The sequence below is a fragment of the Anthropogastromicrobium sp. genome (genome assembly GCF_037349415.1).
Lineage (GTDB): Bacteria > Bacillota > Clostridia > Lachnospirales > Lachnospiraceae > Anthropogastromicrobium > Anthropogastromicrobium aceti.
In genome coordinates this window covers 1-25,645 of sequence record NZ_JAXWCK010000039.1, presented here as the reverse complement: position 1 = coordinate 25,645, position 25,645 = coordinate 1, and the positions used below count along the sequence as shown (strand labels likewise).

Below are 25,645 nucleotides of genomic sequence, written 5' to 3'. Positions count from 1 at the left end.
ATGGGGAATTCAGAAAGTAAAACACAAATTTTACAAAAAACATGGGTGGTATGTGCACTGGCATTAGTATGTACATTCTTGTGGGGAAGTGCTTCGCCATGTATTAAGCTTGGATATGTGTTATTCGAAATACCATCAAGCGAAACATGGACACAGATATTATTTGCAGGTATCAGATTTGTATTTGCAGGAATCCTTACGATACTGATCGGAAGCGCATTAAACCGCAAGCTTCTTCTTCCTACAAAAAGCTCAGTTCCAAGCATCGCTAAATTAGCAGTATTTCAGACAATACTCCAGTATATCTTCTTTTATATTGGACTTGCTCATAATAGTGGTGTAAAGGCATCTATTATTAATGGATCAAATACATTTTTTGTAATACTTGTATCAAGCCTTATTTTCAGACAGGAGAAGCTTAATCTTAAAAAGGTAGCAGGCTGTGTGATAGGTTTTGCCGGAGTTATAGTTGTAAGCATGAATGGTCAGAAAATAGATATGAACTTAAGTCTTATGGGTGACGGAAGTTTATTTTTATGCGCTATTTCATATGCGGTTTCATCCTGCCTTATGAAAAATTATTCTAAAAAGGATAATCCAGTTATGCTCAGCGGTTATCAGTTTATATTCGGTGGAATTGTAATGGTAATTCTTGGACTGATAATGGGTGGAAGAATAACACATGTATCAGTAAATGCAATGCTTATGCTATTTTATCTTGCATGCATTTCAGCAGTGGCATATTCTATTTGGGGAATCCTTCTTAAATATAATCCTGTATCAAAGGTTGCCATTTTTGGATTTACAAATCCAGTATTTGGTGTATTGTTATCAGCATGGTGGCTCCGTGAAGGCAGCAAGGAGCTTGGAATCAATGCACTTATAGCACTTGTACTTGTGTGCATAGGAATTAGTATTGTAAACATTAATAAAGCTGCGGAAAAATAATAATTAAAATATAGCTGGCAGATGAATGCATAAGATCTAAGGGATGATATGCATATGTCTGCCAGTTTTTTTGTAAAAAAAAGAATGACAATAGCGACATTTGCTGATATACTAGTTATAATGAGCAAAATTTTTAGGGGAAATATATGAGATGAAATTGAAATATAAGTAAAATTTTATTTTATATAGAATAAAGGGAGGATTATTATGAGAAAATTAATTTCACTCGATGAGAACTGGACATTGTCTTTTCCTAAAGGAGAGCGTCTGGCAGAAAAGGTTACATTACCACACACTTGGAATGCGGTGGATGGTATGGATGGCAACGGCAGTTATCTGCGCACTACAGGTGTGTATCGCTGCACATTTCTTAAGCCAGAGCAGCCGTTAGAGGGTGGTCGTGTTTATGTTGAAGTTTTGGCGGCAGCATTAGCAGCTGTTGTCAAAGTGAATGGAACAGTTGCTGTTACGCATGAGGGTGGATTCTCTGCATTTCGTGCCGATATCACAGATTTGTGTAAGGAAGGAAACAACGAGATGACAATTGAGGTTAGTAACGAAGATACGCCTTCAATGTATCCTGCTTCAGCAGACTTTACTTTTTATGGTGGCTTGTATCGCGGTGTTAATCTAATCAGTGTTCCTCATACTCATTTTGATTTGGATTACTACGGAGGTTCTGGCATCAAAGTGACACCAAAGCCAACAGAAGACGGCGGTGCAACTTTTGAAATTGAAAGTTTTGTTACTAACCAAGAGGACTGTTTTACTGTTATGTACAGCATTGAGGATGCATGTGGATGTGAGGTCGCTGCTGCTGTTCGTCCGGCAGATGATACTGCAGTGACAATCTATGTTCCAGATGCGAAGCTGTGGAGTATGGACGAGCCAAATTTGTATACAGTAGTTGCCCGTCTGCAGAAAAACAACGAGACATATGATGAAATTCATGTAAATACTGGTGTACGCAGTTATTCTGTTACATCGGATGGTGGATTTTTTATTAACAACAAGGCTGTTTCACTTCGTGGTGTATCGCGTCATCAGGACAGGCTTTATAAAGGAAATGCGCTGACTGCAGAGGAGCATGTTCAGGATGCTAAGATTATTAAGGAACTGGGGGCTAATACGATTCGTCTGGCACATTATCAGCATAGTCAGGATTTTTATGGTGCTTGTGACAGACTGGGATTTGCAGTCTGGGCTGAGATTCCGTTTATCAGTGTGTTCAAATCTGGAAAAGATGCACATGAGCATTGTCGCCGTGAACTGACTGAACTGATTGTTCAAAATTATAATCATCCGTCTATTATGTTCTGGGGTATTTCAAATGAGATTCTTATTGGTGGAATTAGTCAGGAGCTGGTAGACTGCCATCATGATTTGCAGAGATTATGTAAGGAGCTTGATCCTACTCGTCTGACAACTATTGCACATGTTAGTTTTACACCTGTTTCTGGTCCTATGCATCATATTACTGACGTGGAAAGCTACAATCACTATTTTGGATGGTATGGTGGTAAGATTGAGGACAATGCACCATGGTTAGATAAGTTCCATGCTGATAATCCAGATATTTGCATTGGTGTTTCTGAATATGGCTGTGAGGGCATTATTAATTGGCATAGCAATAAGCCTCAGTGTAAGGATTATACGGAAGAATATCAGGCACTGTATCATGAACACATGGCACAGGTGTTTGAGGATCGCCCATGGATCTGGTCAAGTCATGTCTGGAATATGTTTGATTTTGGATGTGCTGCCAGAAATGAAGGCGGAGTGCGTGGACGCAATAATAAAGGACTTGTCACGATTGACCGTAAAACGCGTAAAGACAGCTTTTACGTGTACCAGGCATATTGGAGTAAAGAGCCGATGGTACATATTGCAGGACGCCGTCATGCACAGCGCGCAGGTGAGACTACTGAGGTGAAGATTTATTCTAATCAGGATAGCGTGACTCTGTACTGCAATGGTAAAAAGGTTGGAACAAAGACGGAGCACCGTATTTTCCACTTTACGGTGACCTTGGATGAAGGAATTAATATACTGCTTGCAGTGACAGATAAGGTGAAGGATAGCATTACGCTGGAAAAGGTTGAAAAAGAACCAGACAGCTATACACTTCCAGAGTTTAATGAGCGTCAGGAGGGCGTTGCCAATTGGTTTAAGCAGATGGGAAGTCTTGATTTGAAGGCACCAATGGAATTTCCAGAGGGCTTTTATAGTGTACGCGATACTATGGAAGAAATTTCTAAAAATGAAGAAGCTTTGGAAATTACGTCAAAAGCACTCAAGCTGGCAACTAATTTTGATATTAAGCCTGGCATTGGCATGTGGGATATGTTGAAAACGATGAAGCCAGAAGCGATGACAAATATGATTTCAGGAATCCAAGATGGCTTTATCGAAAGTTTAAATGCAAGACTGATTAAGATTAAGAAGTAAAAAAATGAAAAAAGTTTTAGTAACGCTTGCTGTATTAGTCGTGAAAGTATTGTGTAAATAGAATGTAAAATATCACAATAGAAACTAGTGTATAGAAAATAGGATGACAATAGATATAATTAGTGCTATACTATTTCCAGTACAAATAAGAAAAACTGGAAAACGTATAGCAGGTGTATTAGCACTCGCAGCTGCTGCGGCAGTTTATGCGGGTGCTTTTTATAATTTGATTGAAAATATATTGGGAGGGTTTTTATATGGATCAAAATTGGTTTTATAGGGGAAATGCGCTTATTCATTCCCTGAGCGAGCAGGAGACTACAAGTCATTCTGTTGCAGTCTGGAGAATTGGACAATGCGGTGTTTTTCTGAAATATAATGGAAAAATTATTTTGATTGATCCAGTTTTGGAGCCAATTTATGGAAAGGATGGTGTTTGTCGCACACATTTTGAACCACCATTTTCAGCAGATGCTAATTTTTCTGTGGATGCTGTATTTTGTACACATAATCATCTGGATCATTTTCAGCCAGACACTATATGCAAACTAGCGGCTTCTCATCCAAATGTAAAGTTTTTTGTTCCGACAGGGATTTTAGATGAAATTCAAGAATGTATTGCATCATTTGCTGATCGTGTGACGGGAATCCGGCAAGGACAGCAGCTGGAATTGTTTCAAAATATTTCAGTGACTGCGGTAGCAGTTCCACATGATGTGTATCGTGCTGATGCAAATGGTAATGAAAAAGCACTTGGCTATGTTTTTTATATGGGAGATATTACGATTCTTCATTGCGGAGATGCAGTTGCAACAGACCGTCTTGTTACAGATGTTTGCAAGGCTGGCCCTATTCATCTTGCTTTTTTGCCAATCAATGGCAGAGATTGGGTTAGAGAGTCACGTGATATTATTGGTAATATGACACCTCAGGAGGCGGCTCTTTTTGCAAAAGAGATTGATTGTACAACTGTTATTCCAACACATTATGATATGATGTGCGGCAATGAAGAAAATCCTTTATTGTTTGCTTATTATATGGAGCATACGCAGCCAAATCGCGCATGGCATATTTTAAGAAATGGTGAGCCTTATTTGTATACACATTGATTATACACAGTGATAATTGGGAGGAGAAGATAATGACAGGGAATAAAGAAGCATATTTTTATTTGGCAAGCAGTTTGGAAAAAATATTTCCAGATACGGACTGTGCGAAGAAAAACGATCAGTACACAATTTCAATTTTTAAAGGAGAGCTTCCAGCATTTTTGCTTGTATATGGAAGCAGCAGTAATTACGATGGCGATAGGAAACGTTTTGCAGAAGGCTTTACTTATGAGATAAAGGGCAGCCCGTCACCTGTGCGTGTGCGCGATGTGGAGCTTGTGCCTAGCGCTTTTCCATGTTATGAGCAGACGGACGAGTGGTATTTAAAGAGTCAGCCAGGATTATTTCCTGATCTTTTATGTCCGCGCGAAACAAATTTTGTTCGTTTGATTCCTGGACAGACACGTTCACTCTGGATTGATTTTTTAGATACATCTGCAATTGTACCTGGTACATATCAGATTGATATTTTAATATATGGAAAGGATGAAAAAGAACCTTATCAGATATTGACAGTGAATTTAAATGTGTTGGACAAAGTGCTTTCAGAACAGACACTTATTCACACTGAATGGTTTCATGCAGACTGTCTGGCGGATTATTATCATATTCTTGTATTTTCAGAAAAGCATTGGGAGATAATGGAAGCACAGATTGCGCTTGCAGGAAAAGAGCTTGGAATCAATATGCTGCTGACACCTATTTTTACACCGCCTCTTGATACTGCAGTAGGTGGGGAGCGTACAACAGTGCAGCTTATAGATATTGTGCAGGATGCATATGGATCTTACAAGTTTGATTGGTCAAGATTAAAACGTTGGTGTGATCTTTGCCTAAGAAATGGAATAAAGTATCTTGAAATACCGCATTTGTTTACACAGTGGGGTGCGAAAGCAGCACCAAAGATTGTTGTAACAGTAGATGGAAAGAACGTAAAAAAGTTCGGATGGCATACACCGGCACTAGATTCATCGTATCAGAGTTTCTTAAAGCAGTTTTTACCAGAGCTTCAAAGTAAATTGATTGAGTTTGGATATGATAGAGATCATGTTTTTTTCCATATCTCAGATGAACCAGGAATGGATTGCCTGGAAAGCTATAAGGCGGCACGAGAGAGTGTAAAGGAAAGCCTGAAGGGATGGCAGGTAGTTGATGCACTTAGCGAGTATTCTTTCTATGAAAAAGGAATTGTTCAGCATCCGATTGTGTCAAGCAATAATATAAGTGTCTTTTTAAAGAATAAGGTGACGCAACCATGGGTGTATTATTGCTGTGGGCAGTCTGTTACAGTACCGAATCGCTTTTTTGCAATGCCAAGCTGGCGAAATCGTATTATGGGAGTATTGATGTATCTTCATGGAATTAAGGGATTTTTACACTGGGGCTTTAATTTCTATAATTCGCAGTATTCGATTTCTCATATTGATCCATTTTTTAACACACATGCAAGTTATGCGTTTCCATCGGGTGATGCATTTTTGGTTTATCCAGGTCCAGATGAAAAACCGATGTCATCTATTCGTGCACAGGTGCAGCGAGAGGCTCTTGATGATTTAAATGCACTTACTACATTAGAATCGGTGGTTGGCAGAGAACGTGTTGTTGCACTGATCATGGAGAATGCTGAGGAACCGTTTGATTTTGAACATTATCCTCACGTGGCAGATTATATTTTGCAGCTTCGTGAGCGTATGGCAGAACTCTTTATACAGGAAGGACAAAAAAACTAAGTTTAGAGTATACTTAATGAAAAAGAAAGGAATATGATATATTTTAGGTTTTGAACAATGAATGCTACAGATATGACCAAGGGAAAACCAATGAAGCTGCTGTTTTTGTTTTCTCTTCCTTTGATGTTTGGCAATGTTTTTCAGCAGCTTTATACAGTAGTGGATACGATGATTGTAGGTCAGACGCTTGGTGTTTCAGCATTAGCAGCACTGGGCGCAGCAGAGTCTCTAGGCTGGATGAGCCTTGGCAGTATCCAGGGATTGACACAGGGATTTTCCATTCGCATGGCACAGCAGTTTGGAGCGAAAGATGAAGATGGGCTTCATCAGGCAGTTGGACACAGTATTGTGCTGTCAGCCTTGCTTGCAGTTTTGCTTACTATAGTATTTCAGGCAGCTGTTCGTCCAGTACTTGCTATTTTACAAACCCCAGAGGATATTAAGCCAGATACGATTTTATATCTTCGTATTTTATTTTCTGGTATTCCCATTGTTGTTGCATATAATTTATTGGCATCTATGCTGCGCGCAATTGGAGACAGTAAGACACCTCTTATTGCAACAGCCATTGCTGCAGCCAGCAATATTGTATTAGATTTGCTTTTTGTATGTGTGTTTGGATGGGGCATTGCAGGTGCAGCCGAAGCGACACTTATTGCTCAGTTTATTTCAGTAGTATATTGTTTCTTTACAATAAGAAAGCTTACGCTCTTACATCCGCGCAGGAAAGATTTGCGCTTGGAAGTTGAATTGTCAGGCAAGCTTATGCTTCTTGGTCTTCCGATGGCTTTCCAAAATTTTATTATTGCCATTGGATCTATGATTGTACAGCGCTTGATTAATTCGTTTGGTGTTATTTTTATTGCAGGATTTACGGCAACGAATAAGCTGTATGGAGTATTAGAAATAGCGGCCACCTCATATGGTTTTGCCATGGTTACTTACACAGGACAAAATCTTGGTGCAAATCAGCCTAAACGCATTCGTGAAGGCTTAAAGGCTGGTGTAATTATTGCACTTATTACCTCGACAGTGTTAGGCGCCATTTTGATTCTTTTGGGAAAACCATTGCTTTCGTTGTTTATTTCAGGTACAGAAGAAGAAATTTCACAGACACTTGCGATTGCATATCATTATCTTTCTATTATGAGCGTATGCCTGCCAATTCTTTATGTTTTGTATGTATTGCGTTCTACTCTGCAGGGATTAGGTGATACAGTAAGTCCTATGCTGTCTGGTGTAGCAGAGTTTGCAATGAGAACTGGGTGTGTGCTTCTTCTTCCATTATGGCTTGGGGCAGAGGGCATTTTCTATGCAGAGGTTCTTGCATGGACAGGTGCAGATCTTGTATTGATTCCAAGCTGTATCTGGGCACTGCGTCATCGCTTGACTAAAAGTGACGACACTAAGAGAAATCTGTAAAATGACAGCAAAAGAACTGGTGATTTTAGAATAAAAATAGGGGAATAATAAAAATGAAGAAATTAAATTATATTGCGCTGCTCCCTATAGGGGTGTTTTTGGTTTTATATCTTGGACTAGGAATTTTATTTGAATATGTGATGAAAATTCCAATGGGATTTGATAATGTACCAATTGTGGTAGCATTTTTGGCGGCAATTCTTACGGCCTGTCTGCAAAATCCGAAGCTACACTTTGATCAGAAGCTTGAAATAATGGCACAGGGAGTTGGCGATAAGAATATCATTACGATGCTTTTGATTTTCTTATCAGCAGGATCTTTCGTAGGAATTGTAGGAAGAAGCAGTGCAGAAAGTGTTGCCTATTGTATGCTGTCATTGATTCCGGCGCGCTTTTCAGTAGCTGTTTTATTTGTAGTAGCTTGTTTTGTATCAGTTGCCATGGGAACATCAGTAGGTACAATTACGCTTCTTGTTCCAATTGCAGCGGCTGTCTCTAAGGCATCAGGTTTTGATTTGCCGTTTTGTGTTGGATCTGTTATGGGAGGAGCCATGTTTGGCGACAATTTGTCCTTTATTTCAGACACAACGATTGCTGCGTGCAATGGTCAGGGATGTAAGATGAAGGATAAATTTAGAGAAAATTTTGGAATTGCAATGCCAGCGGCAGCAGCAACGCTGATTGTGATTTTAATCTTGTCATTCCAGACAACAATCAAGGGACATGTGAGCCAGCCATATAATTTAATTCAGGTTATACCATATGTGCTTGTATTGATAGGCGGTGTGGTTGGAATTAATGTATTTTTAGTTTTGCTTATTGGAATTGGATCTGGTGCATTGATTATGCTGATTGGCGGCTATGTGGAGCCTGTGGAAATGCTCATACGTATGGGAAATGGTGTTTCTGGAATGTTTGAAACATGTATGGTTGCGATTCTGGTGGCGGCAATGTGTGCGCTGATAAGAGAATATGGCGGATTCGAGGCACTTTTAGGAATTATTAGAAAGGCATTTAGAGGAAGAAGAGGCGGTCAGCTTGGAATGGGACTTTTAGTTGGTGCTATGGATATTGCAACGGCTAATAATACAGTTGCAATTGTAATGGCTAATCCAATTGCAAAGGAAATGGCAGTTGAATATGGAATTACACCAAGAAAGGCAGCTTCCATTTTGGATACGTTTTCCTGCATTTTTCAGGGTGTAATACCATATGGTGCACAAATGCTTGTTGCTATTTCAGCAGTCAATGAGCTAGGCAGTCAGATTTCTGCTTTTCAGGTTATGCCAAGACTGTACTATCCAATGTTTCTTTTGATCAGTTCTCTGATTGCTATTGTTGGTGTAAAGGGACGCAGACGTTGTTACAGAAAAATAAGGTAATTAAGAAAGAGGAAGCATAATGGATTTTTTATCCTTTAGAGAAGAAATTACAAAATACATTTTTGCAGAAGATATGCTGCAAAAGGCTGATATAATATTGATTCCAGGAAATGCATATCCGCAAAATGCTGAGCGTGCGGCAGCATTATACAGACAAGGTTATGCACCATATATTTTGCCAAGCGGAAAATACAGTACACTAGTCGGACACTTTGCAGGTGTTTTGGACCGGGCAGATCGCTATAACAAGGAGTACAAGACAGAGTGGGAATTTTTAAAAGATGTTCTTGTTCAAAATGGCGTGGATGAATCAGCAATTTTAAAAGAGGATCAGGCAACCTTCACATGGGAGAATGCTAAAAACTCAAGAATTGTCACAGATCAAAATAAACTAGTGATACAAAAGGCTATTTTGTGCTGCCGTAATGTACATGCAAGAAGAAGTCTTATGTATTATCAAAAATCTTTTCCAGAAGCGAAAATATTTGTCAGTCCATCGGTGATTGGAAATGTTACAAAAGAAAACTGGTATACAACGAAGGATGGAATTGATGCGGTAAACGCAGAACTTTCCAGAATCTTATATCAGTTTTCACTTCTCGTATAAAATAAAAAAGCCTGCTAGTTTTTTGCTAGCAGGTTTTTTTGTTTTATTAATCGCGAATTACCGGAAAATAGACTTGATAAGGCTCATATCCAATGTCATAGATAGGGATGAAACGAATACCTGTTTCCTGATAGCGTGTGCGGAATGTGCGCTTCCAGTTTCCCCATTCACGTTCATTATCATGAAGCAAAAGTGTTTGAAGCTCATGACCGTGTGTGTGAAGCGAGCGCTCTTCACTGCAAAGGCCGGCAAGTGCGATTGGTCCAAAACGAAATGCAACAAGATCTGGATCATCGTCTGCAGCGACTGCAGTGATGCAAAGAGGAAGAATAAGGCGAAGTTCATCACCATTTTGCCAGTTGCGTTGAATGGTAAGAAATCCGTCTTTTGCATCAACAGGCAGTTGTTTGCCGTTAAGTTCAAAGCAGACATCCTGAAATACGGCTGGATTTCCGGCGTAGGAATCGGTGCGTGCACATGCCCAATCTGGAATGCGAAGTTTTAATGAAAAATCAGCGCAAGGGGAATCCATTTCAATGCGCATGCAAATTGCCATACAGTCGGGCTGAATTGGATAACGCTGTGTGTTTTCATGAATTGCTTGTTCAGCAGAGCTTGTACTTGAAATGTGGAAGCTTCCGCTTAAGCTATCTTGCTTTTGGATTAAAGTAACATTTGTGCTGCCAATTGAAAAGCGTGCAGTGGAGTCGAAATATTGAGCAGCATATAAATTTGCACCATCCTGATAGTACAGATATTGGTTATGGGCAGCATTTGCCTGTACGACAGAGCCATGACAGCAGAAGAAGTCTTGTGTTTTGGAAGCCCATCCCTTGCGTGATCCAGCGCGCATTGGAAGAAAATATGTAAGAAGACCTTCTGATGGATAAGAAGATATCTGACCATTTGGAAGATCCTCCTTCCAATAGGCTTGCGCAAGGATGCCATTGTACAGATTTTTTTCAATATAATTCAGATAGGAAACATCGCCAGTCCAGGTAAAAAGAATGTTTGCAAGACGAATCATATTGTATACACTGCAGTGTTCTTGATTTCGTTCTCCAAGGCGTGAGGCCTGGCGATGTTTTGGTGTCCAGATTTCACCATTTGTCTGACCGCCGGTAACGAAATAGCCACGATCTGTAACAGCACATTTCCAGTAAGCAAGCACAATATCACGATAACGTGTAATTTTGGTTGATTCATAAACGGCGGCACAGCCGATGATTTCTGGAATAGTTGTATTGGCATGCATATTTGTTAGTACGTCTTCTCCAGCTAAAAGAGGATCAAATAGGCGATGACGGTCATAACGCTCAATTAAGGTTAGATACATGCTGTCTTTTGTAATATCATATAGCTGAGCCCATATTTCAAGCATTCCACCAGTTTCAAAATCAAGAATGTCATCGAGCTGTTCTCTTGTACGATTGTCTGTGTAGCGAAGGAACCATTTGGAGAAATCAATTGCAATGGTGAGGGCTTCCTCATTTTTTGCATATAGATACATGTCAATAAGTCCCATAAAGGTTTTGTGTACGTTATAGTGAGGGGCCCAAACCTGCTTTTTGATGGCAATCCAGTGAAAATATTTTTCTGGAATAGAAGCAGCCCATTCGCCGCCATTGTCAAGCTGACAAAGACGAAGCTCATGAACAATTTCATTTGCTTTGCCAAGCAGAGCCTGATTGCCAGTTTCATCATAGTGAATGGCAGCCGCGCTCAGCCAGTGACCAAGAAAGTGACCACGCAGCTGACAGGAGGGATCTTCCCAGCCGCCATGCTTGAGTTTTTTGTTTCCAAAATTTTGATAACGGCCAGCCTCTTGCGTAAAATTTTGCAGCAGAGCATCGCTTTCTAGCTCCATCAGATAGTCCATATTTTGCTGCTCTTTGTTAAGTAATAATTGATCCTGTAGTGTGACATCAAGTCCTGATAATTGTTTCATTATAATTATAATATCCTTTCTGGCAAATGCCTTTACGTTTTTATTTACTTATAGTATAATCGGAAATGAAATAAATAAAATGAAATTTATTCGGTATTTTTTATAAAATAATCGCATATAAAATTGTGTTTCGCGAATATATTTGAAGATTGCGGGAGTGCAAAGCACGTAGCAATCCGGTATCAAACATCATAGTATGAAAGGAATAATATATGGAAAGCGAGTTACAAAAAAAACAGCTGCTTTTGGCAGCAGATGAAATGCCATTGCTTAGGGAATGTGCTTTTTTTAAAAGTGAAGATGGTTTTATGCATCCTAATCGTGTATTAGATTTTGATGTGCTTATTTACGTTGTGAGTGGATCAGTGCAGGTTGTTGAGGATGATCAGGAATATTGTATTTTGCCAGGAGAATTATTATTTCTTAAACATGGTTGTCATCATTATGGAACGAAGAGAAATCCACCTATGACAAGCTGGTACTATTTTCACTTTTATCTTCCGGAAATTACGGCACAGACAAGATTTGATCCTTTTGAAAGTTTTACATATGCCCGCAGTTTAAACAAGGAAAATCATAGCTTTTTTTATCAATTGCCAAAGAAGATGAAACTGGAATCTTATTCAAATATAGCTCAGATGCAGGAAATTTGTGATTTATTTGAAAAGCGAAATCCACTGGAAAGACTATTGCAAAACACAATGCTTTGCAGCCTTTTATTGAATCTGTACCATGATAGTGAATCAGACAGAAAAGTAGCACTAAGCAGACAAAGAACAGATCAGATGATTGCGTATCTGCAAAAACATTGTGAAGAGAAATTTTCTTCAGTTGACATTGAGACATATATGGGATTGTCATATAAGCATTTGAATGATGTATTTAAGAAAGAAACAGGAATGACGCTTCAGAAATATCATTGTCAAATGCGCATGGAACGAGCAGCGAGACTGCTGCAGCAGACAGACTTAACTATCACACAGATTAGCGAAAGACTAGGCTTCGATGAAGTATTTTATTTTAGTAATGTTTTTAAAAAACAGATGAAGCTTTCGCCTATGAGTTATAGAAAAAAATGTGTAAGAATTTAAAAAATGCCTTGACATGATGTATATTATAATATACAATAAAGCTAGGAGGAATTAACGATGAATGAGAACAATATTCAAATAGAACAGCAGTCAGGAATAGAGCAGCAGTCAGAAGCACAGGCAAAGCGATTACTGGCATATTACAGCTACTTGAGAAAAAGTCAAAAAATGACTCAATCAGAATTAGAGCGCATTACTGGATTGTCAAGAATCGCAATTAACCGCTGTGAAAATGGAAAATTGATGCCGACGATTCGCTCCATGAATAAACTATTGGCACCACTTGGATATCAGCTTGGAATTGTGTCGCTTGATGAATCAGACAGTGGGGATTATAATGAAGAAATAAATGAACGGCAGAACGAGTTGGAAATCACGTATTTCACTGAGCTGGCAAAAGAGGAAGAGAGGTTCAGTAAGAAAAAGGCGGCAGAGCTGTTCAAAAACAAACTATTGGATACACTAGAGCCTGGCAGCTACGGCGCACTGCAGATCATTCATAAACATCTTTTTAGTGATATTTATGAGTTTGCCGGTCAGACACGAACAGTGAATTTTGCAAAAGGGAATTTACGATTTGTACCTGCTATGTATTTGGATGCAGCACTTGAAAGCATCGAGAAGATGCCACAGTCCACATTTGATGAGATTGTAGAAAAATATGTGGAGATGAATATTGCACATCCTTTTCAGAAAGGAAATGGACGAAGCATTCGTATCTGGCTGGATCAAATATTAAAAAAAGAGCTTGGAAAGGTTATTGACTGGAGTTTAGTTGATAAAGAAGAGTATTTGACAGCGATGAAGGTAAGTCCGATCAAAGATGTGGAAATCAAAATGCTCCTAAAAGCTGCATTGACAGATAAGATTAATAACAAAAAAATATTTATGAATGGTGTTGACCAAAGTTATAGCTATGATGGCTACAGCAGCTATAAAACAAAGGAGTTTGCCCCTAAAACCTGTACAAAAGCAAAAACAAAAATACAGGAAGTGAGGGAACAGGATGAAGAAATGGAGCAATAAAAAAGCAGAATGGTTGTTAGTAATGTTAGCTGTATCACTAACGGCATCTGCTTCATGGACGATTACGGCAGAAGAAAAAAGCGAAGCTATAGATCGATATATTATAGTTGAACTAGAGACTCTTACTGTGCCAAGCGTTGATGCAGAAGAGATGGAATTATCATCAGAATCAGAGCAGTCAACAGAAGAAACAGTTGAAGTAGAGTCTGAGCCTGAAGTTGTGCTGTTTTCACTTCAGGATAGACTGGATTCAGAAGAGTACAGTGTAACCGGGATCAGCGTGGATGAACCAATCATTGCCCAGCTTCTGGAACAAACAGCGGACTATCAGAACTATGATACCATTGCCTTGTATGATATTACTTCTTATCAGCAGACAACTGATGAGCCATATGACTTTAATCTCCATATTCCAGAGGATGCGGATATTACACTGTATCAGACAGTGGATGGGCAGCTTCGGGAAAGTACTCTGGATGTAATGTGTACAGAGGATGAGTATAATCGTCTGCCGTTAGTCAGTTACCAGTCCGATACAAATCACTGGTTGGTATTTTATCTGGGAGCAAAACAGATTAACGAAGCCGTGTCCGATTCGGACACAGAGGATGCAGTCAGAGAAACAGAAAGTGACGCAGAATCATTGGAAGGGAAAACTGAGTTGGAGATAGATGAAAGTCCATCTGCGGGTGAGGATGTAAAGAAACATTCTGCATCGAAAACGGAATCAGAGACAACAAAGCCAAGTCAGCAGACAACAAAGGAAACAGAAAGTACCAAAGTACCAGATACTAAGCCAGCGACACCGAGTACGGTTGCTCCGACAACAAGCACACCAACGACAAGCCCGAGTACGACAGCGCCAACCAAAGTACCTGAAACACAGCCGCAGACAACAGCACATACACATGCATGGGTTCCAGTGACATCTGTTGTCCATCATGATGCAACGTATAAGACTGTGTGGGTGCAGGACTTTGCAGCATGGGACGAGACAGTGATCACAAAAGCGGCATGGGATGAGCAGGTACTGGTTCAGGATGCGTATGATGAAAATGTGATGATTTCAGATGCGTATGATGAACCGGTTTATGCATGGGTTGGAATTTGCAATGAGTGTGGTCATAAGTTTTTAGATCCAAATGAAGATATTGATGTTCATATGGGTGCTGGCTGTTGGTCAAGCTGGCATGATGAATGGATGCAGGTTGGAACAACGCACCATGATGCTGTTTACCAGACAGTTCATCATGATGCAACATATCAAACAGTTCATCACGAGGCAGAGACAACAATCGTCCATCATGATGCAACAGGTCACAACGAACAGGCGGTGGATCAGGCAGCATGGGATGAGACAGTAATTACTGGTTATACCTGCTCTAGCTGCGGCGCAGCAAAATGACAGTAATATATCAAGATACCAGAGTCAAAAAGTAAGAAATCCGATGCAAGAGGATTTTTGATATTAATAAATAAGTAACAATACATAAGAAAAAGCATCTGCATAACTTCTGAAAATAACAGGATTTATTGTTGGTGCTTTTTTCATGCTCTTTTTACATTGTGTTCAGTTTGGACATGCGAGAAAACACAGAATACTGTGTAAAGGTTGTGGCAGAGATGCCATGACCTTTTTTCGTGGAAGAAACAGAAAGGAAAACAGTTATGGATCGTCTAAGAGGACCGCCTGTTTTAAAGGCAGGCAATAAGCAACAAACAGATTCTGTCAGATTTTCTGACGGGATTTCCCATAAGAAAGGCATGACGATGAATTTAAAAAATAAAAAAGGAAAGAGATTGACTTCTACACTGATGGCAGTACTTATGAGCGTATCGACAACGCTGACACCAGTAAACACCATGGCATCAGAGCTTGAGACATCGTCCGTGGCAGTCGAAAGCACGCTTGAGGAAACAACTGCAGAGACACAGGTGCAGACCGTATCAGAGACGGCAGTAAGCAAGATGCAGGAACAGACCGCATCAGAGATGGCAGCTAGTGAAGCACAGACGTCAGCATCAGAAATGCAGCCGGTGCCTGAAACGACAGAAGAAGTTTGTACAGAAGAAGTCCAGACCTCTGGAGAGGGTGCAAAAGAAACATCTGCAAATGAAACACGTGGACCGGATGAAACACAGGAAAACGAAACAACAGCTGAATTTGAAAATGAAACAGAAGAAGTAACTAAAACAGAGATGGTTGAAGAGGCTTCAAGCGAAGAACCGACAATCGACCTGTCTGTCGCAACAAGGGAAGATATCATTTCTTACATCGAAGCAATTGGTGGAGATGAGAGTGATGCATTCTATGAATTCATCAGCAGTCTTGGAGAGTATGACTATCAGCTTGTATGGATGGCACAATATGGCGCACAAGAGGATCAGCTTTTAGAAAGCTTCGGATTTGACTATGATGCAGCTAGTGATTTGGATGTTGCAAAGTATATCCACAAGCTGTCCGAGGAAGAGCTGGCTGAATTTACGGAGTCCATGACATTTGAGCAGTACAGAAGATATCTTTCCATCAGGGAAATGATGGCAGAGATGGATGAAAAAGATTTTGTGGATGTAATTGACGAGGAAGAGTTTACCGCAGATCGTACATGGGATTATGAAAGCTATGACGCGTTTGCAGAAAGCCTAACAGGTGTGTCTTTACAGCGTACAGAACAGACAATGCAGTTCTATAACACCTATGTTGATCCGTCAAAGGTTCAGGCAGGTGTGACTACCATTGACGGTCTGCTTGATTCTAATGTAGACTGGTACTCAAATTATTACATCCTGAGCTTAAACCCGGAGATGTTTAAGGAAAACGTTCCTGTTTATCATGGATCTGATGGAAACTACTACGTTGTTTCCACTGTTCCGACATTAAATGGTGTTGAGTCTGCTGACTATCAGCCAGCAACAAGCTTCTATAATGGTGGCGTTGAGGCACAGGCATTTACTGATATTGAATATCTTGGAAATGGTGTATACCGTATTCCGAGCAGCCGTTACCAATATTGCTTCACGGAGCAGTATGTATCCGATATGGGAACGCTTTATGGCATTTCCTTCGGACTTCGTATTCAGGTTCTTTACGGATTTACACCAGATGGTGAGATTACCATTGCAGCAGACGTAGTTTATCCTGATATGACTGAAAGATTCCTTCCGGCAAAATTAAATCTTTTGGCAGGAATTGCAACAGTAAGAGTCTTTAATGACGATTACGAAGATTCTGTTGACAACTATCTTGTATCTGCATCAACCAACCGCGGAGCAGGCCTTCCGGACAGTGTGGGAAGCATGAATGAAGGAAAGGTCCTGCAGTTTGTTGTTGGTGATGCAAATGCGGTAGCAAGTCTGGATGTTTTGATTGGTTACAATGTAACATCAAAGTATTCAATGGCAGCTGAAGTAACTACTGCAAAACTGATCGGATCAGCGTCAGGTAATGAGAATATCAATCTTGCAGCAGAGATGTATAATGGTGCTTATTTAAAGCTTGATCAGGGAAGTGTACCGAAAAATCTTGCGGTAGGAGATAAGTTTATTTACGCAAATACTGCACTGACTATTACAGGTGTTACAACTGCATATGATGGTCGGGGAGGTATGCATATTGGTGCAACTGAAGTTCCTACACATGATGCCCAGTCCTTCTGTTTATATAACGGAAAGGGTGTGGAACCGCAGATCAGCTCATGGTTTAAGACCAAGCTGAACACAAATTCGGAAGATCCCGGCTATATGGTGCAGATGACTGCGGCAAATATCAGTAAAAGAGCATCATATAATGGCAGTTCCGTTAACCTTGGTGGAAACAAAATCTTTGGCTACAGAACTGACGGACTTGGTGCGGTAAGCGGTACCGATGGAAAGGTTTTAAATCTGGAGGGAACTAATGTCCTTCTTTCCTGTATGCACGCATGGGGTAATGAATCAGCAAGCACACCACAGGATATCGTAGATGCGATTAGTACTTTTACAGGACGTACCCAAAAGGATTATGCAATAGATGAAGGATTTGGACATTATCATCCAAATGTGGCACTCCAGTGTACTGATGTGCATGATGGCGGAGACGGCAACATGTATGCAACCTTTAAGGTCGTAACATCAATGTTGCAGGTTGGAGGTGTTGTGCATCCTCAGAACTATCAGTGTGCATTTGCAACAATTAGTATCGTATATCCGTCAGCACCAAAGAACGGATATTTAAAGATTCATAAGTCATCTGCAAATCCTGAGATGACAGATAAAAACAGCTGCTATAAGTTTGAAGGTATTCGTTATGGAATCTTTACAGATGAAGCTTGTGTTAACAACCTTGTTGTTCTTACTCTTGATGCCAATGGATACAGCCAGCCATATGAGCTGCCAGAGGGCACTTATTATATAAGAGAAGCAGATGCAGCTCCGGGATCAGGCTATCAGACAAACGGTACTGTTTACACGGTGAATGTAACGGCAGGAACAACAGCTGATGCTCCTGTCATGTGTGAGACAACAGATGTTCCATTAAACGATCCGTTAGGCATTCAGATAAATAAAATCAATAGCGATGGAACGACTACAGTTGACTTGTCTGGCGCTGAATACACCATTACTTATTATCCTAAACAGTATACTAGTGTAGCAGAAATTAAAGCAGATCCAGATGTAAAGTCAACTGTATGGGTAATTCAGACAAAAAAACATTCAGATGGAAGCTATTATGCTTCCTTAAGAGACGAGTGTATTGTTCCAAATAGTAATAGTGCAGGTGCAGTTTTTGGAAAAAACCATACTGGAACTTACGTTATTCCACTTGGAACCATCACTGTTGAAGAAACAAAAGCACCGGCAGGCTTTACAAAAGATGGAGCTGTTGTAAGCAGTGCAAAAACTGGTGCAACGATTTCTGGGACTAATAACGTATATTTATTCCAGCTGGTTGACGAGAACTCGGCAGTATATTTAAAGAGCGGCAATGCTCTTTCAACGTCTCTGGATGATGAGACTGCCGTAACCTTAACATACGCAGAGCGTCAGATCAACGGTTCACCTAAGATGGAAAAGCATGACTTCGAGTTAAACAAGAAGGCAGCCATGGGCGGAACTAGCTTTGAGGGAATCTCTTTTGAGATTTACTGTCTGGATGAATCTGTTATCATCGGAAACGACACTTACACAAAGGGACAGACGATTACCACCGTGACTTCTGATGCGGAAGGAAACATTGATGTAAATATGCAGTTTCCTATCGGTCACTATGCAGTACGCGAAAAGGCGGCAAACAATTACTACACAATGACAACAGATCAGATCCATTACTTCGATGTAGTTGAATATCAGGGAGAAGCATTTATTCAGTATGAGTCTGATACAAATGCAGTCACCTTTATGGATCGCGTTGTACGTGGAGATCTGTCATTCGTAAAGAAAAATTCTGACACGGATGAAGCACTTGCTTATATCCCGTTCAGGATTACAAATAATACAACAGGCGAAACACATTACATCTTAACTGATGCGAATGGAAACTTCACTTCCGCAACTGGAAAGACCACAAATACCAATGCAAACGATGATGTTCTTTCAAAGTATGGAGAAAAGGACGTTGTTCCGCAGAGCGTAATTGATTCTCTGGCAAAGGATGCAGGACTTTGGTTTGGCATGGGCAGCGAAGGAACCATGACAGCTGCAAATGATTCTTATGGAGCATTTGTATATGGCACTTATACCATCACCGAGTTAAAGACCGAAGCAACCAGAAGCATGAAGATGTATACCAGCACCTTCACAATCGACACTGACGGAAAGGTTCTTGATCTTGGAACAGTCAACAACGTTCCGATGGGAATTAAAACAACACTGGTTGATGTAAATGGAGAACATTTCACAGAACCTATATCCTCCATTACCTTAACCGATCATGTTGCCTATAAGAATCTTGATACAGATAAGACTTATACCTTAACTGGGACCCTTTATGTTAAGGAAGGTGATGCACTCACCGAGTTGATGACAGAAACTGTTGACTTTACTCCGTCAGAAAAGGATGGCATTCAGGATGTTACCTTTACATTCGATGCATCTGCGCTTGTTGGAAAGTCAGTAGTTGCATTTCAGGAGCTTTCCGTAAATGGAGAGTTTTGTGCAGAACATAAGGATAAGGACGATGAAAACCAGACCGTTACATTCCCTGGTATTCAGACAACGGCACGCGATAATGTAACCGAGGATCATGTATCCAATGCAACAGATTCCATCACAATCGTGGATACGGTAGCTTATACAGGTCTTAAAAAAGGAGATACCTACACAGTTACTGGAACACTGATGGATGCAGAGACAGGTGAGGCTGCTCTTGATGATGACGGCAATGCAATTACCGCATCAAAGGAGTTTACGGCACTGTCTACTGATGGAAACATTGACATCACCTTTACATTTGCAGGTGTTTCCTTAGCAGGAAAGACATTCGTTGCTTTTGAGCAGATTGATCATGACGGTAAAAAATATGCCGTTCATGCAGATATCAATGACAAGGGCCAGACTGTTTACATTCCAAAGATCCACACCAAGGCTCTGGATGCAAATACCGGATTAAACCAGGTACTGGCAGACAGTAACGCAACTGTTGTGGATACTGTAACCTATACACATCTGCTTCCTGGAAAAACATATGTAATGAAGGGTGTCTTAATGACATCCGCAGGAAATGCCATGATGGTTAACGGAAAGACCATTACTGCAAGTACTGAGTTTGTTTCGACCACACCTGACGGAACAGTAGATGTTGCTTTCAATTTTGATGCTTCAGAAATTGGTGGCCGAAAGTTAGTAGTCTATGAATACCTTGAATTAGACGGCAATACCGTTGCTTCTCATACAGATATTTCCGATACTGACCAGACCATATATGTTCCAAAGCTCAGAACAACCATCTTTGATTCTGAAAATGGAAGCCATAACAGCGCGGCAGACGAAGATATCACTCTGATCGATACCGTGCGTTACAATGGCGTTGAAATCGGACGCAGATACACAGTAGTCGGTACCCTTGTTGATAATGAAACCGGCAATGCACTTCTTGATGATGCAGGAAATAAGATTACTGCATCAAATGAATTTGTCGCTGAAAAGACAAACGGAACAATTGACGTGACATTTAAGTTCTCAGGCGTATGTCTTGCAGGAAAGACAACGGTTGCTTTCGAGGATATGTATTCTGAGGGAAAGAAGGTGGCAGTCCATGCTGCTCTCAGAGATGAAGGACAAACCGAGTACTTCCCATTAGTACATACAACAGCAACATCCAACGACACAAAAGATCATGTTGTCGGTGCTAACGAGAAGGTTACAATCACCGATCAGGTAGCACTTAAGGCATTGAAGCTTGGCACAGAGTATACTTTAAGCGGAACTTTAATGAATGCAAAGACAGGAAAGCCAATCATGGTAAATGGAAATACAATTACCGCAAGAAGAACTTTCACAGCCGATGCACGTGAAATGACAATACCGTTAACCTACACCCTGAATGCATCAGAGCTTGCAGGAACTACAACAGTTGTATTTGAAACCCTTTATTCTGACGGAGCACTTCTGGCAGCACATGCTGACCTTGAGGATGCAGAGCAGACAGTATATATCCCAGAGATTCATACAACTGCAAAGGATCAGACAACAAAGATCAACCATACCGAGGCAAATAAGACAGCCACCATCATTGATACAGTTTCATATACAAATCTGCTTCCGGGCAGAGAGTATACTGTAAGCGGAACACTGATGGATAAGGAAACAGGAAAGGCTGTTCTGGCTGACGGCAAAGAGATTACGGCAAGCACCACATTCACTCCTGAAAAGTCCGAGGGAAGTGTTGATGTAATCTTTACCTTCGATGCAAGTATTGTAGCACCTAAGACAGTTGTTGCATTTGAAACCCTTACATATAAGAAGATCCAGATTGCCGTACATGCCGATATCACCGACAAGGATCAGACAGTTTACATTCCGAAGGTATATACCACTGCAATCGCAGATGATACAAAGGATCATGTAACAGAGGCAAAGAAGGATGTAACCATTGTTGATACTGTTTCCTATGAAGGACTTGAAGTTGACAGAGAGTACACCGTAAAGGGTGTTCTTATGAATAAGGCAACAGGAGAAAACATCACGGTAAATGGTGAGAAGGTAACTGCTTCTGCCACATTTACTCCAAAAGAAAAGAACGGAACCGTTGATGTAACATTTACATTTGACGGATCAGCATTAGAGGATACCATGATTGTTGTATTCGAAACTCTGTACACTGAAGGTAAGGAAGTCGGTATCCATGCAGAGATCGGGGATGAGGCACAGACGGTATACCTTCCAAAGATTCGTACCAATGCAAAGGATGGCATTACAAAAATTGATCACAGTGAGGCATTGCCAAAGGCTACGATTATTGATATAGTTATCTATTCTTCATTGCTTCCAGGCAAGGAATATACTGTCACTGGAACATTGATGAACAAGGCAACCGGCGAAGCTGTTCGGATTGATGGAAAGAAAGTAACTGCAAGCACCGTTTTCACTGCTGAAAAGGCAGAAGGAAACGTTGACATTGTATTTGAGTTTGATGCAAGTGCAATCGCAGAAACTACCGTAGTCGCATTTGAGTCTATGGAGTACAAGGGAATCGAAGTCGCTGTTCATGCGAACATTGAGGATGAGAACCAGACCGTTTATATCCCGGATGTCCATACCACAGCAACCGCAACTGACACTGAGGATCATGTAACTGGTGCAAACAAAGAGGTAACAATTACTGATGAAGTTGCACTGACAGGATTGAAGGTTGGTAACGAGTATACTGTTAAGGGTGTTCTGATGGACAAGACGACTGGAAAGGGGCTTCTTGTTGATGAAAAGCAGATCGTATCCGAGGAAACCTTTGTTGCTGATAAGGCAGACATGACAATCACATTAACCTACACACTGGATGCTTCTAAGCTTGCAGGTACAACAACCGTTGTATTCGAAACTCTTTACACGGAAGGCAAAGAGGTCGGAAGACATCACGATCTTACCGATGAGGGCCAGACGGTTTATATTCCAGAGATCCACACCACGGCAGCCGATCAGAAGACTGAGATTAACCATACGAAGTCCGAAGAGACTGCAACCATCATTGATACCGTACATTACAGTCATCTGTTACCCGGCAAGGAGTACACCGTTAAGGGAGTGTTTATGAACAAGGAGACAGGTGAAGAGGTACTTATCGACGATAAGCCGATCACTGCCGAGACTACATTTACACCTGAGAAGTCCGAGGGAAGCGTTGATGTTATCTTTACATTCGATTCTTCACTTGTTGCTCCAAAGACTGTAGTAGCATTCGAAACCTTAGAGTATAAGGGTATCGAGATCGCAGTTCATGCTGACATTGAGGACAAGGATCAGACAGTTTATGTTCCAAAAATCAAGACAACGGCAATCGGAGAGGATACTGAGGACCACATCGAAAAGGCGAAGGAAGATGCTGTTATCGTTGATACAGTAGAATACAAGGGCTTAGAGGTTGGCCGCGAGTATGTAATGACCGGAAAGCTTGTTGATAAGGTTAACGGAGAAGTAATCACAGATGCCGAGGGCAATGATATTATCGCATGTGAAACCTTTATCGCAGAAACCGAAGAGGGAAGCATCGACATTACCTTTACCTTTAATTCTTCCGCATTAGCAGGAAAGTCACTGGTTGCTTTCGAGACTCTGTATACAGAGGAAAAGGAAGTAGCGGTACATGCCGACATCACCGATGAGGGCCAGACCGTCCATATCCCGGAGATTCATACAACAGCAACCGATAAGGTAACCGGCGATCATGACGGTGTTGTTGCAAATGAAACTACCGTTCTGGATGAAGTATTCTACACGAACCTGATTCCTGGCAAGGAGTATACCGTAAGCGGCAAACTTATGGTTAAGGAAACAGGCGAGCCGTTAACAGTTGACGGAAAGGAAGTAACGGCAGAAAAGACCTTCGTTGCCGAAGAAGTAGACGGAAGCATCATTCTTGAGTTCACATTTGATTCTTCTGCACTGGCAGGAAAGAAGATCGTTGCTTTCGAGAATGTCATTTATGAGGGAATCTCCATTGGAACCCATGAAGATCTGACAGATGAGGACCAGACAATCTCTTATCCGGAGATTCACACAACAGCAGTAAATGGTACTGACGGTTCAAAGACCATGGTACTGGGAACAAATGTAACTTTAGTGGATACCGTAACATACAAGGGTCTGACGGCGGGAAAGACCTATGTGGTAAAGGGAACCATTATGGATAAGGCAAGCGGAGAGCCGATTGGTGTAACCGCAGAAACTACCTTTACAGCTGAGGCATCAGATGGAAGTGTAGAAGTAACTTTCACATTTGATACCACAAAGCTGCAGGGAAAGACACTGGTAGTCTTTGAGACACTGTATGACACACAGAGTAACCAAATCGTTGATCACAGTGATCTTACAGATGAGGATCAGACGGTAAGCGTACCTGTACAGCCTGCGATTCCGCCAGTAGTAACAGGAGATGATTCAAGCCCGATGCTGTATGTACTGGGCCTGCTGGCAGCACTCGCAGCCGCAGTAGCAGTAGCAACGACACTGGTGAGAAGAAAGAGAAAACAGGCATAAAAGCCTGAAGGGATTCCCTTCGGGGAATCCTGAAAAAAATAATCCATGAGACAAGTTGAATCTGCTAGAAAGGAGCTTTGGATACATTTATGAAAAAGAAGAAAATCAGAATCAGCACCGTGTTGCTTCTTGTGCTTTTGTTTGTTTTACTTTGTGTGGTAGCGTGTGCTGGATGGAAGCTTTATTGCTACTATGCAGCTTACTCAAAAGATCGTGACTTATATTCTGATCTTCGCGATGAGGTTATAAAATCGGAAGAAAAAGAAAACGAAGCAGAAGAAACAACAAAAGATTATTTGAAAACAACTGAGGAATATTTGGAGAATGGGGGAAAAAAGTATCGAAAAAAAAGAAAGCGCATTTCAAAAAGTGCTCCTATTTCTGTTGACTGGGATGAGTTAAAGGAAATCAATGAGGATATTATTGGCTGGGTATATTTTACAGGACTGCCGCAGATATCTTATCCTGTTTTGCAGGCTGATGACAATGAATATTATGTGCATCGAACTTACGACCTGTCAAGTGATATCTCGAAAGCAGGCTGCATTTTTATGGACTACCGTATGGCAGATGATTTTTCATCACCATACTCTATTATCTATGGTCATAATGTTCGTGATGGTTCGATGTTGTCAGATCTGGCCAGGCTTAAAGATCAAACCTTATACGATGAAGAACCATATTTCTGGATTCTGACTCCGGAAGGTAACTACCGTTATCAGATTTTCTCCATTTTCCAGTGCCATCGCGCAGCAGATGTTTTTCAGAGATCTTTTGACGGATGGGGAGAGGATTTTTTTAAATGGCAAAGTGAATTAAAGTTGCGAAACAGTATGCAGGGAGATGTAAAGCTGAGTGAGGATGGACACGTGATTGCGTTTTCTACCTGTGTTCCAAACAGTTTTGATCGTACAATAGTGTGTGGAACTTATGTTGGCGGTGATGACATCCCAGATCCACATCTGGATGAAGTGGCTGAATAATTAAAATAATCTCAAGCCACATTGCAAAATCGCCACTAAAGGGGCGAGGCTTCCTTTGGAAGGTATAAAAAACATATTACATGATGATAATTTCAAGAGTGCTGAATTTGAACTGCAACCATATATTGACAACTTAAGTAAAAAAAAGAAAAAATATACTTGACATTTTCTTGATTATATTGTAAAATACTCTTTGTTGGCATTTAGAAAGAAAACTTGATGCTTATGAAATGCCCAGATAGCTCAGTTGGTAGAGCAGAGGACTGAAAATCCTCGTGTCGCT

General features: G+C 40.7%; 13 protein-coding genes and 1 pseudogene. 13 read left to right on the top strand and 1 reads right to left on the bottom strand.

The window, feature by feature from the left end:
• From WJP93_RS09515 to WJP93_RS09485, 7 genes are all read left to right on the top strand, one after another.
• On the top strand, window positions 1–948 hold the full coding sequence (locus tag WJP93_RS09515; protein ID WP_337547945.1) for a DMT family transporter: 948 nt from the start codon (window positions 1–3) through the stop codon (window positions 946–948).
• A gap of 207 nt (window positions 949–1,155) precedes the next feature.
• Window positions 1,156–3,396 (top strand): glycoside hydrolase family 2 TIM barrel-domain containing protein, encoded by a 2,241-nt coding sequence (locus WJP93_RS09510; RefSeq protein ID WP_227101532.1) that lies wholly within the window; start codon window positions 1,156–1,158, stop codon window positions 3,394–3,396.
• Window positions 3,397–3,653: 257 nt separating this feature from the next.
• Window positions 3,654–4,505: an MBL fold metallo-hydrolase gene (locus WJP93_RS09505; protein WP_066562030.1), complete on the top strand. Its 852-nt coding sequence runs from the start codon at window positions 3,654–3,656 to the stop codon at window positions 4,503–4,505.
• A gap of 32 nt (window positions 4,506–4,537) precedes the next feature.
• On the top strand, window positions 4,538–6,235 hold the full coding sequence (locus WJP93_RS09500) for a DUF4091 domain-containing protein (protein WP_337547942.1): 1,698 nt from the start codon (window positions 4,538–4,540) through the stop codon (window positions 6,233–6,235).
• A gap of 72 nt (window positions 6,236–6,307) precedes the next feature.
• Window positions 6,308–7,657 (top strand): MATE family efflux transporter, encoded by a 1,350-nt coding sequence (locus WJP93_RS09495; RefSeq protein WP_337547941.1) that lies wholly within the window; start codon window positions 6,308–6,310, stop codon window positions 7,655–7,657.
• Window positions 7,658–7,710: 53 nt separating this feature from the next.
• The gene (locus tag WJP93_RS09490) at window positions 7,711–9,039 is read left to right on the top strand and encodes a Na+/H+ antiporter NhaC family protein (RefSeq protein WP_066561941.1); all 1,329 of its coding nucleotides are present in this window, start codon (window positions 7,711–7,713) and stop codon (window positions 9,037–9,039) included.
• A 19-nt stretch (window positions 9,040–9,058) separates the two neighbouring features.
• On the top strand, window positions 9,059–9,646 hold the full coding sequence (locus WJP93_RS09485) for a YdcF family protein (protein WP_066561940.1): 588 nt from the start codon (window positions 9,059–9,061) through the stop codon (window positions 9,644–9,646).
• Window positions 9,647–9,692: 46 nt separating this feature from the next.
• Here the strand turns inward: WJP93_RS09485 and WJP93_RS09480 are convergent, their stop codons facing one another.
• On the bottom strand, window positions 9,693–11,594 hold the full coding sequence (locus WJP93_RS09480) for a beta-L-arabinofuranosidase domain-containing protein (protein ID WP_066561939.1): 1,902 nt from the start codon (window positions 11,592–11,594) through the stop codon (window positions 9,693–9,695).
• A gap of 212 nt (window positions 11,595–11,806) precedes the next feature.
• Between WJP93_RS09480 and WJP93_RS09475 the strand changes: the two genes are divergently transcribed.
• From WJP93_RS09475 to WJP93_RS09450, 6 genes and pseudogenes are all read left to right on the top strand, one after another.
• Window positions 11,807–12,685: an AraC family transcriptional regulator gene (locus tag WJP93_RS09475; RefSeq protein WP_066561937.1), complete on the top strand. Its 879-nt coding sequence runs from the start codon at window positions 11,807–11,809 to the stop codon at window positions 12,683–12,685.
• A 57-nt stretch (window positions 12,686–12,742) separates the two neighbouring features.
• Window positions 12,743–12,970, top strand: a pseudogene (locus tag WJP93_RS09470) (helix-turn-helix transcriptional regulator); the annotation flags it as partial.
• 60 nt (window positions 12,971–13,030) lie between these two features.
• Complete coding sequence (locus tag WJP93_RS09465; RefSeq protein WP_337547977.1) at window positions 13,031–13,711, top strand: Fic family protein; 681 nt, start codon at window positions 13,031–13,033, stop codon at window positions 13,709–13,711.
• A complete protein-coding gene (locus WJP93_RS09460) occupies window positions 13,692–15,116 on the top strand; it encodes a hypothetical protein (protein WP_337547939.1) in 1,425 nt (474 codons plus the stop codon). The genes WJP93_RS09465 and WJP93_RS09460 overlap by 20 nt, the downstream gene beginning before the upstream one ends.
• Before the next feature lie 263 nt (window positions 15,117–15,379).
• Complete coding sequence (locus tag WJP93_RS09455; protein ID WP_337547938.1) at window positions 15,380–24,379, top strand: VaFE repeat-containing surface-anchored protein; 9,000 nt, start codon at window positions 15,380–15,382, stop codon at window positions 24,377–24,379.
• A gap of 89 nt (window positions 24,380–24,468) precedes the next feature.
• A complete protein-coding gene (locus WJP93_RS09450) occupies window positions 24,469–25,362 on the top strand; it encodes a class B sortase (RefSeq protein ID WP_066561930.1) in 894 nt (297 codons plus the stop codon).
• The last annotated feature ends 283 nt before the right edge of the window (window positions 25,363–25,645 follow it).

What these genes read in the sequence shown, in the direction of transcription:
- WJP93_RS09515 (WP_337547945.1), top strand. Translation starts at nt 1, where the DNA reads ATGGGGAATTCAGAAAGTAAAACACAAATTTTACAAAAAACATGGGTG.
- WJP93_RS09510 (WP_227101532.1), top strand. Translation starts at nt 1,156, where the DNA reads ATGAGAAAATTAATTTCACTCGATGAGAACTGGACATTGTCTTTTCCT.
- WJP93_RS09505 (WP_066562030.1), top strand. Translation starts at nt 3,654, where the DNA reads ATGGATCAAAATTGGTTTTATAGGGGAAATGCGCTTATTCATTCCCTG.
- WJP93_RS09500 (WP_337547942.1), top strand. Translation starts at nt 4,538, where the DNA reads ATGACAGGGAATAAAGAAGCATATTTTTATTTGGCAAGCAGTTTGGAA.
- WJP93_RS09495 (WP_337547941.1), top strand. Translation starts at nt 6,308, where the DNA reads ATGACCAAGGGAAAACCAATGAAGCTGCTGTTTTTGTTTTCTCTTCCT.
- WJP93_RS09490 (WP_066561941.1), top strand. Translation starts at nt 7,711, where the DNA reads ATGAAGAAATTAAATTATATTGCGCTGCTCCCTATAGGGGTGTTTTTG.
- WJP93_RS09485 (WP_066561940.1), top strand. Translation starts at nt 9,059, where the DNA reads ATGGATTTTTTATCCTTTAGAGAAGAAATTACAAAATACATTTTTGCA.
- WJP93_RS09480 (WP_066561939.1), bottom strand. Translation starts at nt 11,594, where the DNA reads ATGAAACAATTATCAGGACTTGATGTCACACTACAGGATCAATTATTA.
- WJP93_RS09475 (WP_066561937.1), top strand. Translation starts at nt 11,807, where the DNA reads ATGGAAAGCGAGTTACAAAAAAAACAGCTGCTTTTGGCAGCAGATGAA.
- WJP93_RS09460 (WP_337547939.1), top strand. Translation starts at nt 13,692, where the DNA reads ATGAAGAAATGGAGCAATAAAAAAGCAGAATGGTTGTTAGTAATGTTA.
- WJP93_RS09455 (WP_337547938.1), top strand. Translation starts at nt 15,380, where the DNA reads ATGGATCGTCTAAGAGGACCGCCTGTTTTAAAGGCAGGCAATAAGCAA.
- WJP93_RS09450 (WP_066561930.1), top strand. Translation starts at nt 24,469, where the DNA reads ATGAAAAAGAAGAAAATCAGAATCAGCACCGTGTTGCTTCTTGTGCTT.